The organism is Micromonospora pisi (genome assembly GCF_003633685.1).
Classification (GTDB): domain Bacteria; phylum Actinomycetota; class Actinomycetes; order Mycobacteriales; family Micromonosporaceae; genus Micromonospora_G; species Micromonospora_G pisi.
Window position 1 is genome coordinate 293413 of the sequence record NZ_RBKT01000001.1, and the last position, 13692, is coordinate 307104.

Annotated in this window: 13 protein-coding genes and 1 pseudogene; 8 read left to right on the forward strand and 6 right to left on the reverse strand. The window is 69.9% G+C overall.

Annotated features, from left to right (window positions below; translation table 11 throughout):
* Positions 1-38 precede the first annotated feature (38 nt).
* On the reverse strand, positions 39-1364 hold the full coding sequence (gene egtB, locus BDK92_RS01260; protein WP_121153791.1) for an ergothioneine biosynthesis protein EgtB: 1326 nt from the start codon (positions 1362-1364) through the stop codon (positions 39-41).
* The gene (gene egtA / locus BDK92_RS01265; RefSeq protein WP_121153793.1) at positions 1361-2602 is read right to left on the reverse strand and encodes an ergothioneine biosynthesis glutamate--cysteine ligase EgtA; all 1242 of its coding nucleotides are present in this window, start codon (positions 2600-2602) and stop codon (positions 1361-1363) included. Before egtA ends, egtB begins: the two co-directional genes overlap by 4 nt.
* A 186-nt stretch (positions 2603-2788) precedes the next feature.
* Between egtA and BDK92_RS01270 the strand changes: the two genes are divergently transcribed.
* Together BDK92_RS01270 and BDK92_RS01275 are read left to right on the forward strand one after the other, a co-directional pair.
* The gene (locus tag BDK92_RS01270; protein WP_121153795.1) at positions 2789-4276 is read left to right on the forward strand and encodes a serine/threonine-protein kinase; all 1488 of its coding nucleotides are present in this window, start codon (positions 2789-2791) and stop codon (positions 4274-4276) included.
* Positions 4277-4362: 86 nt separating this feature from the next.
* On the forward strand, positions 4363-5625 hold the full coding sequence (locus BDK92_RS01275; RefSeq protein WP_121153797.1) for a nucleotide sugar dehydrogenase: 1263 nt from the start codon (positions 4363-4365) through the stop codon (positions 5623-5625).
* A gap of 69 nt (positions 5626-5694) precedes the next feature.
* Here BDK92_RS01275 and BDK92_RS01280 read toward each other — a convergent pair whose 3' ends face one another.
* Together BDK92_RS01280 and BDK92_RS01285 are read right to left on the reverse strand one after the other, a co-directional pair.
* Positions 5695-6288: a pentapeptide repeat-containing protein gene (locus BDK92_RS01280; RefSeq protein WP_121153799.1), complete on the reverse strand. Its 594-nt coding sequence runs from the start codon at positions 6286-6288 to the stop codon at positions 5695-5697.
* A gap of 52 nt (positions 6289-6340) precedes the next feature.
* Entirely contained in the window at positions 6341-7333 is a 993-nt protein-coding gene (locus BDK92_RS01285) for an NAD-dependent epimerase/dehydratase family protein (protein WP_121153801.1), read from the reverse strand.
* A gap of 218 nt (positions 7334-7551) precedes the next feature.
* On the opposite strand from BDK92_RS01285, the gene BDK92_RS01290 reads away from it, so the two are divergent.
* The 4 genes and pseudogenes from BDK92_RS01290 to BDK92_RS41065 all read left to right on the forward strand — a co-directional run.
* Complete coding sequence (locus BDK92_RS01290) at positions 7552-8553, forward strand: NAD-dependent epimerase/dehydratase family protein (protein WP_121153803.1); 1002 nt, start codon at positions 7552-7554, stop codon at positions 8551-8553.
* Positions 8554-8555: 2 nt separating this feature from the next.
* A complete protein-coding gene (locus tag BDK92_RS01295) occupies positions 8556-9623 on the forward strand; it encodes a glycosyltransferase family 4 protein (RefSeq protein WP_121153805.1) in 1068 nt (355 codons plus the stop codon).
* Complete coding sequence (locus BDK92_RS01300; protein ID WP_121153807.1) at positions 9620-10879, forward strand: LCP family protein; 1260 nt, start codon at positions 9620-9622, stop codon at positions 10877-10879. Before BDK92_RS01295 ends, BDK92_RS01300 begins: the two co-directional genes overlap by 4 nt.
* Positions 10880-10948: 69 nt before the next feature.
* Positions 10949-11044, forward strand: a pseudogene (locus tag BDK92_RS41065) (IS982 family transposase); the annotation flags it as partial.
* On the opposite strand, the gene BDK92_RS01305 reads toward BDK92_RS41065, so the two are convergent.
* A complete protein-coding gene (locus BDK92_RS01305; RefSeq protein WP_147456874.1) occupies positions 11037-11294 on the reverse strand; it encodes a hypothetical protein in 258 nt (85 codons plus the stop codon). The pseudogene BDK92_RS41065 and the gene BDK92_RS01305 sit on opposite strands and share 8 nt — an antisense overlap.
* A gap of 551 nt (positions 11295-11845) precedes the next feature.
* On the opposite strand from BDK92_RS01305, the gene BDK92_RS01310 reads away from it, so the two are divergent.
* On the forward strand, positions 11846-12172 hold the full coding sequence (locus tag BDK92_RS01310; protein WP_121153811.1) for a hypothetical protein: 327 nt from the start codon (positions 11846-11848) through the stop codon (positions 12170-12172).
* Positions 12173-12323: 151 nt separating this feature from the next.
* Here BDK92_RS01310 and BDK92_RS01315 read toward each other — a convergent pair whose 3' ends face one another.
* Positions 12324-13226: a 1-aminocyclopropane-1-carboxylate deaminase/D-cysteine desulfhydrase gene (locus BDK92_RS01315; protein ID WP_246016715.1), complete on the reverse strand. Its 903-nt coding sequence runs from the start codon at positions 13224-13226 to the stop codon at positions 12324-12326.
* Between the two features lie 178 nt (positions 13227-13404).
* On the opposite strand from BDK92_RS01315, the gene BDK92_RS01320 reads away from it, so the two are divergent.
* Positions 13405-13569 carry a hypothetical protein gene (locus BDK92_RS01320; protein WP_425462205.1) on the forward strand — a complete coding sequence of 55 codons (165 nt, stop codon included), beginning with the start codon at positions 13405-13407 and terminating at the stop codon, positions 13567-13569.
* Positions 13570-13692: the final 123 nt, after the last annotated feature.

A 13692-nucleotide genomic window follows, 5' to 3' on the forward strand; every position in this document is an offset into this window, starting at 1 on the left:
CGTGCTGGTCGCGGGTCGGCCGGGTGCGCGCGTACGACTCACGCGCCGGTCTCCTCCGGCCGGGGATCACGGGCGCAGCGGAACCCGCTGAAGATCTGGCGCCGGATCGGCAGGTCCCAGTTGCGGAACGTACCCCGGCAGGCGGACCGGTCGGTGCCGAACGAGCCCCCACGCAGCATCCGGTACGAGTTGCCGAAGAAGACCTCGGAATACTCCTGGTACGGGAAGGCGACGAACCCCGGGTATCCCTCGAACCCACTCGACGTCCACTCCCACACGTCACCGATCAACTGGTGCACGCCGAGCGGCGACGCCCCGGTCGGATAGGCACCGACCGGCGCCGGCGCCAGGTGCCGCTGGCCCAGATTGGCGTGCTCCGGGGTCGGATCGGCGTCGCCCCACGGGTAGCGCCGGGAGCGCCCGGTGGACGGGTCCCAGCGCGCCGCCTTCTCCCACTCCACCTCGGTCGGCAGCCGCTTGCCGGCCCAGGCCGCGTACGCCTCGGCCTCGTAGAAGCAGACGTGCACCACCGGTTCCTCCATGATCAGCGGTGCGTACCGGCCGAACCGGACGTACCCCCACTCCACCCCGTCGTGCCGCCAGTGCAGCGGCGCGGTCAGTCCCGCCTCCCGTCGGTGGTCCCAGCCCGGTCCGCTCCACCAGCGCTCGTCGTCGTAGCCGCCGTCGGCCATGAACGCCAGATACTCACGGTTGGTCACCGGCGCGGCGTCGATGAAGAACTCCGGTACGTCGACCACGTGCGCCGGCCGCTCGTTGTCCAGCGCCCACGGGTCGGTCGACGTGCCCACGGTGAACCGACTACCGGGCACCCGTACCTCGCCGGAGACGGATACGGCGGCGGCCGGCGGCGGCGGCGCGGAGAGGGCCGCCGGCCCGACCCGCAACTGGTGGGTGGCGAGCATCGTCTCGTCGTGCTGCTGTTCGTGCTGGACGATCATCCCGAAGGCGAAGCCCTCCGCCACCAGCCGGCTGCCGTCGAACCGGATCCCGTCGAGCAGGTCCAGCACCTTGCTCCGCACCGTGGTCAGGTATCCACGTGCCTCGTCCGGGCGGAGCAGCGGCAGCGCCGGGCGGTCCTTGCGCGGCTGCTTGAACGCGTCGTACAGGTCGTCGATGTCACGCCGGACCGGTTCCCGACCGCCGACGTCACGGACCAGCCACAGCTCCTCCTGGTTGCCGACGTGGGCCAGATCCCAGACCAGCGGCGACATGATCGGCGAGTGCTGGCGCATCAGTTCGGTCTCGTCGACCACCTCGGTGAGCAACGTGCTGCGGGACCTGGCCCGCTCCAGCTCACCGGCGATCCGTAGCCGGAGATCCTGGTCCGATCCCGGTGCCGTCATGACGTACTCCTGTCCGCGGCGGCCAGTCGCCGCTGCACGATGTGGGTGATGTCGTCGCGGGTCGCCGGCTCCAGGTCGGTCCGGTCCAGCGCCGCCAGCGCCACCCGCAGTACGGCGGCAGCCGCCCCGGCCAACGTCGGGTCGGCCAGACCGTGGCGGGCGGCGACGTCCCACTGGTCGAGCACCGGTTCACACGCCTCCCGGGCGAGGTTCAGGGCGGAGTCGTCGCCGAGCAGCGCGGCGAGCACGCCGACCGGGGCGATCCATTCACCGGGCGGTTGCGCGTCGAGGTAGCGGACCTCCAGGTAGCCGCGCGCCCGTACCGGTGGGAAGAGGGTGCTGAGGTGGTATTCGAGATCGTCCACGGTCGGCGGCTCGGGCAGGGCGCCCCCGATCCAGTCGCGGAAGGTGATCCCGGCCGGTGCCCGCCAGTCGCCGTCCGGACGTCGTACGCAGAGCAGCGGCGCGCCCAGCGCGTACGCCGACCAGACGTTGACCGGGTCGGCGCCGGCGCCGGTCGACCTCCAGGCCGGCCTGGTCCGGGCCGGGTCGATGGCGAACCAGGTGGCCATTCGGGCCGATGCCCAGCCGGTGTCGATGCCGGCGTGGTGCCGCGCCGTGGCGAAGGCCGCGAGCATCGGTGGGCCGAGCGCGTGGACCGCGTCCCAGCGGGCACCGAACCGCTCCGGGGTGCCGGCGTCGACGCAGACCTGGAGTCCGGCGGTGCTGTACATCATGGTCCGGCCGGCCGGACCGCGCCGGTCGAAGGCTGCCCGCATCGCGCGGTAGCGGGGCGTCTCGACCGCGGGGCGGGGCGGGCGGTGCGGGTCGATACCGCTGGTCCCGAGGGTCAGACCGGCGGCGCCGAGAAGCTGACTGAGCTGTTCGATGTCGGCATCGGTGTGGGCGCACAGGGCGCGCAGCGAGCGGTGCGGGGCGGAGGAGATCTCGACCTGCCCGCCGGGCTCGACACTGACGGTGCCGTGACCCGGCAACGGCGACTGGGCGCCGGCCGGGTCGAGAGTGGATGGTGCGTGTGGTCCGAGGGCATCCCGTAACCGGTCCGAAGATACCGGCTGTGTGGGGTCGTCGCGGTCGTGGACGGTCCATTCAAGTTCGACGCCGCTGAGCATCGGTGGACCGGTCTTGAAACAGATCTTCGCCAGGTAACCCTCCGCGTCGGACAGCTCGCGCAGGACCACCGGCGTATCGAGGTCGGCCGGTATCACGACATCGATCTCCCCTCTTTCGACCGCCTGGATCTACCCATGCCCGTCGTCAGACAATCCGACCCTGGCCGGTCGGGTTGTCGGGAGTACCACCTCTTCGTGTCTACCAGACAAACACCGCCCTCCGGAACGAATCAAACTCACAATCTGGATCAACGGGAGTGGCTTGACTGGCAGTTGGGTACGGAGTGAGGCGTGCTGGCCCCCGGTGTCCTCCTCAGTGACCGCTACCGACTCGACGCGCGCCTCGCCACCGGCGGGATGGGCGATGTCTGGCGTGGTACCGACCTCCTGCTCGGACGCCAGGTGGCGGTGAAGGTGCTGTTGCCGGGGCTGGTCACCGACCCCGGCTTCATCACCCGGTTCCGGGCCGAGGCCCGGATGATGGCCGCTCTGCACCATCCCGGCATCGTGCAGGTCTACGACTGTGGGGAGGAGCAGCTCACCGCTGACACCCGGGCCGACTACCTGGTCATGGAGTACGTCGCCGGCGAACCGCTCGCGCAGCGGATCGAGCGGTCCGGCCGGCTGGGCGTCACGCAGACCATGTCGATGGTGGCGCAGGTGGCACGTGCCCTGCACGCCGCGCACCAGGCCGGAATCGTGCACCGGGACGTGAAGCCGGGCAACCTGCTGATCCAGCCCGACGGAACCGTGGTCCTGGTCGACTTCGGGGTGGCCCGGTCGTCGGAGATGGCCCGGATCACCAGCACCAACGCGGTGCCGGGCACCGCCCTGTACATGGCTCCGGAGCAGGCCGCAGGGCGGCCGGTGTCGGCGGAGACCGACATCTACGCCCTCGGCGCGGTGGCGTACCACTGCCTTGCCGGGGAGCCGCCGTACTCGGGCAAGACGCCGGTGGAGGTGGCGATCAAGCACCTGCACGACGAGCCACCGGTCCCGCCGGCGGAGCTGCCCGCACCCGTGGCGGCACTGATCAGTCGGGCGTTGGCGAAGGCACCCGGCGACCGCCAGCCGGACGCCGCCGCGCTCGCGGAGGAGGCCGAGGCCATCCTGACCACGCTTGCCCCCGGGGTCGCCACCGCCACGATCGCGCTGGCCGGTGTCGCGGGATCCCCGGCCGCCGAGGCCGCCCCCATGGGGCACGCGGGTGTCGAGGGCGGGCAGAGCGCTGGGATCCGGCCGGGAACGTCGCCCGAACTGCCGGTCGTGTCGCCGGGCCGGCCGGCCGGGCCCGGTGGACCGGCGGTACGTCGCCCGTCGCGGATACGCGCGCTCCTGCTGGCCGGGGCCGGCACCCTGCTCGTCACCGGCGCGCTGGTGGGCGTACTCGGCTTCGGGCTGGGCGACGGCGGTAAACCGGGCCGGGACCAGCCGGTCACCCCGGTGCCCTCCGGTGCCCCCGCTGCCGGGTCCGACGGAGGCGACGACGAGGCGGGTGAGGAAAGGACCTCGACACCGGCGCGTACCTCCGAGGGCTCCGCTCCCGCCACCCGGCCGGGCCCGGGCGCCACCGCTTCCGCCGCCCCGTCGGCTGGCTCGACGCCGAGCGCACGGCCCAGCACGACGACGACCAGTGCCGCACCGCCGAGCACGACGCCGGAGCAGGGGACCCCGGAGCCACCGGCGAGCGAGGACCCGCCCGCCACCCCCGACGCCCCGGCACAGTCGGGGGCGGCAGCGGGCGAACAAGGAGCCCGATCACCCCTGTTCCAGCACTGAAAGGTTATTAATCCCGTTTCACACTTGTGCCGCCATAAGTCGCCCTAAAGTGCGGGTTACCTGGTTACATGCCCTAGGAGCCCCACATGAGCGTTGAAAAGCTGGTTGTCATTGGACAGGGATATGTCGGCTTGCCATTGGCGATCCGCGCGGTCGAGGCCGGCCTCGACGTCGTCGGACTCGATCTGGACGACAGCCGGATCAAACGCCTCGGCGCCGGGGAGTCCTTCATCGAGGACATCACCACCGCCCGGCTGACCGCCGCGCTCGCCACCGGCCGGTACCGGCCCACCAGCGACTACGGCGACGCCAAGGACTTCGACGTCTGCGTGATCAGCGTGCCGACACCGCTGCGCGACGGCGCTCCCGACCTCAGCTACGTGGAACACGCCGGCAGCTCGATCGCCCCGTACGTCCGGCCCGGCTGCACGGTCGTCCTGGAGTCGACCACCTACCCGGGCACGACCGAGGAGCTGCTGCGCCCACTGCTCGAAGAGGCCACCGGGCTACAGAGTCCGGGCGACTTCCACCTCGGCTACAGCCCGGAGCGGATCGACCCGGGCAACCCCACCTGGCGACTGGAGAACACACCGAAGGTGGTCTCCGGGGTGGACGCGACCGCGCTCGCCCGGGTGGACGGCTTCTACCGGCGGATCGTGGAACAGACGGTCGCGGTCGACTCGACCCGGGTGGCCGAGCTGACCAAACTCATCGAGAACACCTTCCGCCAGGTCAACATCGCGCTGATCAACGAGCTGACGATGTGCGCCAGCGAACTCGGCGTCGACGTCTGGCAGGCGATCGACGCGGCGTCCACGAAACCGTTCGGCTTCATGCCGTTCAAGCCCGGTCCCGGGGTCGGCGGGCACTGCCTGCCGATCGACCCCTGCTACCTCTCCTGGCAGGTCAAACGGACGCTGGGGCGGCAGTTCCGGTTCATCGAGCTGGCCAACGACATCAACCACGAGATGCCACAACACGTGGTCCAGCGGCTCATGGTCGGCCTCAACAAGCAGGGCCGGACCATCAACGGCGCCCGGTTGCTGCTGATCGGGCTCGCCTACAAGAAGAACACCGCCGACATGCGGGACTCCCCCGCCGTGGAGGTGGCCGCCCGGCTGCGCGCGCTCGGCGCGGACGTACGCGCGGTCGAGCCGTACGCGGAGGCGCACCACATCCCGACCGGGGTGACCGTGGTGGACCTGACCGAGGCGGAGGTGGACGCGGCCGACGCGGTGCTGATCGTGACCGATCACGACGGGCTGGACTACGAGATGATCGGCCGGTCCGCGAAGTACGTCTTCGACAGTCGCAACCGGTGCACCGGGCGCGTGGTCGAGCGCCTCTGACCCGGCCGGCTCTGGCCGGAGCGGATCAGATCACGCCGAGCGGCGTCGACTCACACGTGCGGACGGCGGTCAGCGGATCACCAGGCCGAGGGCCTGTGCGATCACCACCGCCTGGGCCGGGTCGATGATCGCACCGCCCAGTTGGGCGGTGCTCGGGTCGAGCCCGGTCAGGTCACTGCCGCGCAGGTCGCAGCGGACGAGGTTGACACCGTGCAACTGCGCGCCGGAGAGGTCGACGTCGACCAGGGCGGCCTCGGCGCAGTTGGCCGAGGTGAGGTCGACCTCCCGCATCCGGACGCTGTTGACCGTCACCCCCCGCAGGTCGGCGCCGGGCAGCCCGACAAACGACCAGTCGCCGCCGACCACCCGCAACGGGCGCAGCGCGGACTGTGCGAAGGTGCTGCCGACCAGCTTGCAGCCGGTGAACTCGGCCTCGAAGAAGTTGCAGCGGGTGAAGGTGCACCGGAGAAACGCCGAGTCGTGGTGCCGGGAAGCGTTGAACTTCACGTTGCCGAAGGTGCAGTCCTGGAACACGGCGCCCCGAGTCGTCGCCTCGGTCAGGTCGACGTGCAGGAAGGTGCACCCCTGGTAGGTGCGGTCGGTGACCTCGTCGCCATACCAGTCCTCGTTACGGAACGTCTCGCCCTCGATCGTCTCGGCCACCGCGGCAGCCTAGCGCCGGGGTGCGACAGCGGTGGCGACGCCGGGCCACGGGCTAGCCGACCGCGTGGGCCGGCTCCGTCTCCGCGACCGGCTCCGAGGTCGCGTCCTCGGCATACCTGAACAGACCCTGGTACCACCGCACGGTCTGGGCCAGGCCGTCGTCCAGCGGCACCGGTCGGACCTCGGGGAACAGGGCGGTGAGCCGGGTGGAGTCCGCCTGCGACTCCCGGACGTCGCCGATCCGGGCGGGGGTGTGTTCAACCTCGACCGGATGCCCGATCAGGGTGGCGAGCTTGCCGATCAGGGTCAGCAGTGACACCCGGTTGCCGTACGCGAGATTCACCGGCACGGTCGAGGTGATCCGGTGTACGACCGCGTCCGCGAGCACCTGGGCAACGGTGCCGACGTAGGTGAAGTCGCGGCTCTGTGCCCCGTCGCCGTGCACGGTCAACGGCTCCCCGCGCAGGGCGGCGTCGACGAAGGCCGGGATGACCGCGGCGTACGCGTGCCCGACCGACTGCATCGGCCCGTAGACGTTGAAGAATCGCAGCGCCAGCGTCGGTACGCCGAACGCCGAGTGGTACGCCAGCACCTGGGCCTCGGCGGCGAGCTTGCTGGCCGCGTACGGGCTCATCGGGCGGGTGGCGAGGTCCTCGTGCTTGGGCAGCTCGGCCACGGAGCCGTAGACCGAGGAGGAGGAGGCGGCGACCAGGTAGGTCCCGGCCCGCCGGCACGCCTCCAGCAGGTAGAGCGTGCCGGTGGCGTTCGCCTCGTGACTGGCCACCGGGTCGGCGAGCGAGCGGGGCACCGACGGCCGTGCGGCCAGGTGGATGACGGCGTCGACCCCGTCGATCAACTCTGCGAGCAGGGCCCGGTCCAGGATCGAGCCGGTGACGAGCCTGACCGGCAGATCGTCCAGGTTGGCCGCGAAGCCGGTGCTCAGGTCGTCCAGCGCGATCACCTGTCCGATTTCCGGCCTATCAACCAATTCGCGACAGGTGTTGGCGCCGATAAAGCCGGCGCCGCCGGTAACGAGGACTCTCACCCGATATCCCTCTCTCGTCTGACGAGTTAGACAACCTGGACGTCGGGCCGACATCGCACTAACCAACTGCTTTGCCGTCAAGATGCCCATAAAACGATCATGTAGGACGAAATCAGCATTCGTCGCCCTGGCGATGGTATATGCCCTATCGTGCTCAACGGGGCCGATTACCAACGAGACTCGCGGCACGGCGGCGAGCGATACAGAGGGGACGTTTCATGCCACGCGGCACGATTCTGGTCACCGGCGGAGCGGGCTTCATCGGCTCGCACCTGGTGGACGCACTACTCGCCCGAGGCGACAGGGTCGTCGTACTAGACAACCTGTCCACCGGGCGGATCGCCAATCTGGACCAGGCATCGACCCATCCTGACCTGCACTTTGTCCAGGGGTCGGTGCTCGACGAACTGGTCGTCGACGAACTCGTGCACCGGTGCGACACCGTGGTGCACCTCGCCGCCGCGGTCGGCGTCAAATTGATCGTGGAACAGCCACTGAAATCTCTCACCACCAACATCCGTGGCTCGGAAATCGTGATCGAGGCGGCACACCGCTACCGACGCAAGATCCTCATCGCCAGCACCTCCGAGGTCTACGGCAAGAACTCGCGCGGTCCGCTGAGCGAGGACGCCGACCGGATCCTCGGCAGCCCCGCGGTCGTACGGTGGGCGTACAGCACCGCCAAGGCGGTGGACGAGATCCTTGCCAACGCGTACCACCGGGAGCGGTCCCTGCCGAGCATGGTCGTCCGACTGTTCAACGTGGTCGGCCCCCGGCAGAGCCCGGCGTACGGCATGGTCATCCCACGTCTGGTCCGGCAGGCGGTCCGGGAACAGCCACTGACCGTCTACGGAGACGGCTCGCAGACCCGCTGCTTCGCGCACGTGACCGACGTGGTCGCCGCGCTGATCGGGCTGCTCGACTGCGAGGCGGCGATCGGCGAGACGGTCAACGTCGGCTCCCCCGCCGAGATCAGCATCCTCGACCTCGCCTGGCGGATCGTGAAGGCCACCCAGAGCACCTCCGACGTCCGGCTGGTCCCCTACGAGACCGCGTACGGCGCCGGCTTCGAGGACATGACCCGCCGCGTCCCCGACATCGGCAAACTCAACCGCATGATCGGCTGGTCGCCGACCCGCACCCTCGACGACATCCTCCGGGAGACCGTCGCCGAGGCGAGAGCGGAAGAGGTTGCCCGCACCCAGATGCTCCCGGCGTGAACATGCCTCTGCCGGCCACCGGAACGGTGCTCGCGACCCTTGCGGCACTGGTGCTCATCGCCGTACTCGTGGAGCCGGCACGCCGGGTCGCGCTCCGCTACGGCCTCACCGACCGACCCGCGCCACACAAGGCACACCACCAGGTCACGCCGTACCTCGGTGGCGCCGCCATCGTCGTGGCGACCCTGGTGCCGGCCGTCGCGGTGATCGAGCCGACCGGGTACCGGATCTGGCTGGTACTCGGGGCCGCCCTCTGCATCGCCCTGCTCGGCCTGGTCGACGACGCCCGTACGCTCAGGCCGAGCACCCGGATGGCGGTCGAGGCGCTGTTGGCCACCGCCGTGGCCCTCGGCGGCGTACGCCTGCACCTGGTCGGTCAGGACCAGCTCGACCTGGCCCTGACCGTCGGCTGGATCATCGTCGTGACCAACTCGTTCAACCTGCTGGACAACACCGACGGCGCACTCGCCACGGTGGCCTGCGCCACGGCCGTACCGCTGGCGGTCTTCGCCGTCGTCGCCGGCATGCCGGAACTCGCCCTGCTCCTGCTCTGCCTCGCCGCCGCCTGCACCGGGTTCCTGCTGCACAATGCCGCGCCCGCACGGATCTTCATGGGCGACAGCGGTTCCCTGTTCATCGGGTTCCTCATCGCCACCAGCGCGGCGATGGTCGCCCCCGGCCGGGCACCGGTCGACCGGGCCTCGATCCTGCTGCTGATCGTCTTCGTGGCGGCGACGGACACCGGGTTGGTGCTGGTCTCCCGGCAACTGGCCGGCAGGTCCTGGTTGCAGGGCGGCACCGACCACGTGGCACACCGGCTCAAACGCGCCGGAGTCGGTCCGCACGCACTGCTCGGCACCCTCTTCCTCGGCGCCTCCACCGCCGGTCTGGTCGCGGTGCTGGTCTCGGCCGGCGTGGTGCCGGGGAGCACGGCGCTGCTGGGGACGTTCGGGGCGGCAGTGCTCCTGATCGTGCTGTTGATGCAGGTGCCGTCCGGCTACGGACGCCCGGCCCGGCACGCGCAACGGAGGCCCGCGGCAGGTCGCACCCGTGACACGGTCCGAGGTTGACCGACGTCCTTTCCAACGCCCGACCCGACGGAGAAATCGACAACATCATGACGGGAAGCAACGCGCGGCCGGAAGAGCCTTCCGACGCCCCGGTGCCGGAGACCCGCACGAACCGCTGGGCACGACGGCTACGTCGCCTCGGACTGGCCAGCGTCATCCTGCTCTCGGCCGGCATGGTCGGGGTACTCGCGACCGGCTACCTCACCAGCTCCGACCTGACCGGCCGGATCACCCGGGTCGGAGAAGTCTTCGGCCCGATGGAAGCTGCCAACCGACCGGTCTCCAGCACGACGACGTCGAACGGTCGGACCATCCTCGCCGTCGGCGCGGAGCTGGGCCGGGAAGCCCCGAGTCCTGCTGCCTCGTCACCGACCGACCACTCCGAGCCAGGCCCGGCCGACGGGTCGGCCGAACCGAGGCCCGGCGAATCCGGTGGAAACGCCATCGGGCAGGCGGGCACGGAACGGGTCGGCGAGGCGGCCGGGACCACAGCCCCGGAGCCGGCGCCCGAGGTGCAGTCCCCGCGCGGTGCGGTAATGATGATCCGCTTTACCCCCGACCAGAACTCCGTCGCGGTGGTGTCGATCCCCGACCGGATCGAGGTTGACGTACCCGGGCACGGAGTGGTCGCCGTGGGCGCCGCGCACGCGCTCGGCGGGCCGCCGCTGCTGATCCGTACGGTCGAACGCTATACCTCGGTACGGATCGACCACTTCATGGTGATCGACTTCGAGGAACTGGCGACGGCCGTGGACGTGCTCGGCGGTGTCGATGTCGCGGTCGCCGCCGACGTGACCGATCGAAACGGGATCCACTTCCGGGCCGGCGTCAACCACCTCGACGCCGAACGGGCGCGGGCCTACCTGCGACAACCGGACGAGCTGCCCGATGGCACGGTCGACCGGTCCCAGCGGCAGCAGAACCTGCTCCGGGCCCTGCTGACCAAGGCCGCGTCGATCCGGTTCGACGTCAACCCGCTGGAGAACTACCGGCTACTCAACGCCGTCACCCGGGCGGTCTCCGTTGACGACCGCTTCACCGGCGACGAGTTGCGCGACCTGGCCCGCTCGGCGGCTCTGGTGGAAGCCCACAAGATCTGGTTCCTCACCGCCCCGGCACCGGGCGCCAGCGAAGGCGAAGGCGTCCCCTCGGACGGCGATCGGAGTTCGGCGCTCTGGCGGGCGTTCCACACTGGCACCCTGGCCCAGTACGTCGCCGAAGAGCCTGAGAGCCTGCTGTTCAGCAGCCCGAGGTGACAGGCCAGTACGCCCGAGCAGGTGGGGGGACGGCGAACTGCGGGCAAGGTCTACGTCTTCCAGAAGATGAACCGGTGGCTGGCCGAGCGCGGGGCACGGCTGCTGCGTGCGTCACACCGCAACCGCACCCCACGACCCGGCGAACGCCTATCCAAACCTAGTAGGTGAAGGTCCAGAGAAAGTAGAAACCGGGACCGCTGGTGCCGTTCGGGCGGTACTCGCAGTAGTACCAGCTCCACAGGCCGGTCGCTGCGCCCTCGCTGCCGTAGCTGTTACAAAACTGGCCGTCGTAGTAGACGCCGCGCAGCGTGCCGCCCGGCGGGTCGGCAGCCGCCGGATTGGCCGCGACTCCGACCAGCCCGCCCAGTGCGAGCGTGACCCCCGCTACCAGCGTCACCCATCTGTGTCCGCGCATGGAGCCTCCTCCTGATGCTGTCCACGGTGCACGGACTCCTCGTCGAGCCCCGCCCGAGACATTGAAGTTAATCGACGTCAGGCTCACATGGACGGGCGTGGTCCGGCTCGGGACAACGGGCGATACTGCGGCGACGATCCGCCAGCGCAGTCTCCGTCGAACGGGCAGGACGCGGCCACGACTCTCGGTCGGGTTTCCGGTCCGAGCGCTGGCCAGCAGCAGGGCTGATATCCGTACCCATATCAGCATCGCGGCGAATGCGCTTGGACGGTGATCGTCAGCGCGTGATTGGGTTCGGGGCATGCGACCGCTCGACCGACCGAAACGGCGGGCACCGGCGCCCGTTCGGCGCCACGGAGGTCCGCATCGCGCAAGATTAAGGACGTCGCCATGCTGTTTCTCGTACTCCTCGTCGCCTCACTGGGCGGCGTTATCACCGCGGTGGCCCTCACGGTTCGTGGGCTCGTCGGGGCGCTCAGCAGAAGCGGGCGCTCCCGGCCGGGTCGGCTGCGGGCGGTGGCGCTGCTCGCCGGCGCGGGTGCCGTCGCCATATGTACACCTGGGGGATGCTCCACGTCGGCTACGCGGTGATGGAGGCGGAGGACGGGGGCACCGGCTCCTCGCCGTCCGCACCCTGCCGGGCGGCCGGCGAGGAACTGGCCAGCCAGGTCGTCGGGTACGGGGTCAGCTTCGTACCGATTCGTTTCGAATGCCAGCTCAGCGGTGGTGGCACGTACGTCGGTTCATCCGCGCCCGCGTACGTCAACCCGGCCACGGCCGTCCTTGTACTCATCACCGCCGGCTGCGGAATCCTCGCCGCCACGACAGCGAAGGGCGCTCAACCGTCGACCCTGCGCGGGGTTGATCACGAAAAGTGACTTCGTGACGGCGATCCTTTCGGGGGGGCGACATCGTTCGTGCCACCCGTCATTGCCCTCGCTGTGGCGGGGTGAGTCGAGCCGTTCGGCATTACCGACTTCGGACTGGCGCCGCGGGTGAACTGCAGGACGCTCGGCGCCCCATCCACTCTCAACCGGTCACCACCGCGACGATCGTGGTGCCCGCGACAAAACCTCCCGCCGCGACCAGGGCGAAGAGGCCGTACATCATCTTCGCCGGATAGATCCGGTCCAGGCGGACGCCGTGTCGGGCCGCGAAGTCGTCGATGAACGCCTCCAACTCCGGCTTCGACTTCGCGTAACCGCCGAAATGAAAGTCGTACTCGATCCGCCAGTTGCCGGTCGTCGAGCCGCAGGCGGCACGTTGCAGGCGCTCGACCTCTGCGACCAGGAACTGGCCACCTCTGAGGACGGAGAAGCCGATCGCGGACCGTCCCTGCGCCAGGCCGGCGGCTATTCCGGCGAGGGTTCCGCCGGTGCCGACCGGTACGCAGACCACGTCGTACGGCTCGGTGATCTCGCCCGGGACCTCGGCGCAGCCGCGTACCGCCAGTGCGTTGCTGCCGCCCTCCGGGATCAGGTAGTGCTCGCCGAACTCCGCCCGCAGCCGGGCCAGCAGTTCCGGTGCGGCTTTGTCGCGGTAGCGACCCCGATCCAGGTACGTCAGCCGCATCCCCCGGTCCACCGCGTACGTCAGTGACGGGTTGAGTGGAAGGTGCTGCTCGCCCCGGATCACTCCCACGGTGTCGAACCCGAAGTACGCCCCGGCCGCCGCCACCGCACGGACGTGGTTGGAGTAGGCGCCGCCGAACGTCACCAGCGTGCGCAAGCCCTGTTCCCGCGCCGTCCGCAGGTTGTACGTCAACTTCCGCCACTTGTTGCCGGGCAGTTCGGGGTGGATCAGGTCGTCCCGCTTCAGCAGGAGCCGCACGCCGGCCCGGCTGAGCCGGTCGTCGACCACTTCGGTCAGGGGCGAGGGCAAGCGGAGCGACACCTCCCGACTCCACCACGCCTCGTCCGCCACCCCGGTCACCCTCTTTCCCGACTCGGCAGCCACCGTATCCGTCTCCACCCCGGCCGCGCCGACACGCCCGGGTTTGCGCGACCCGCCGGGCTGGGTATCAGGAGACCGCACATCCAGGCTCTCGGACGAGGAGGCAGCAATGCGTCGTAGAGGTACATCCGCGGGAGCGGCCATCCTTGTCATTTGGTTGATCATCGGAGCGATAGCGGCCGGTCAGCGGGGCTACTTCAACGACGAGAACGACAACTGCGCGGAGGCGGGTACGACGATCGTCACGATCATCGCCGGTCCGCTCAACTATGTCGGCCTGAACCCGAAGGTCAACTGTGAGGTACCGCAGCCGTCCCAGTGACACACCTCTTCATTGACGTACGGCCGTCGGGCCGGTGCGCGGTCCCCCACCCGCGTACCGGCCCGATGGCCGTACGTGAGGGGGTCCGGGGCACGCTGACATTTGTCATGAATGGGTATGCGT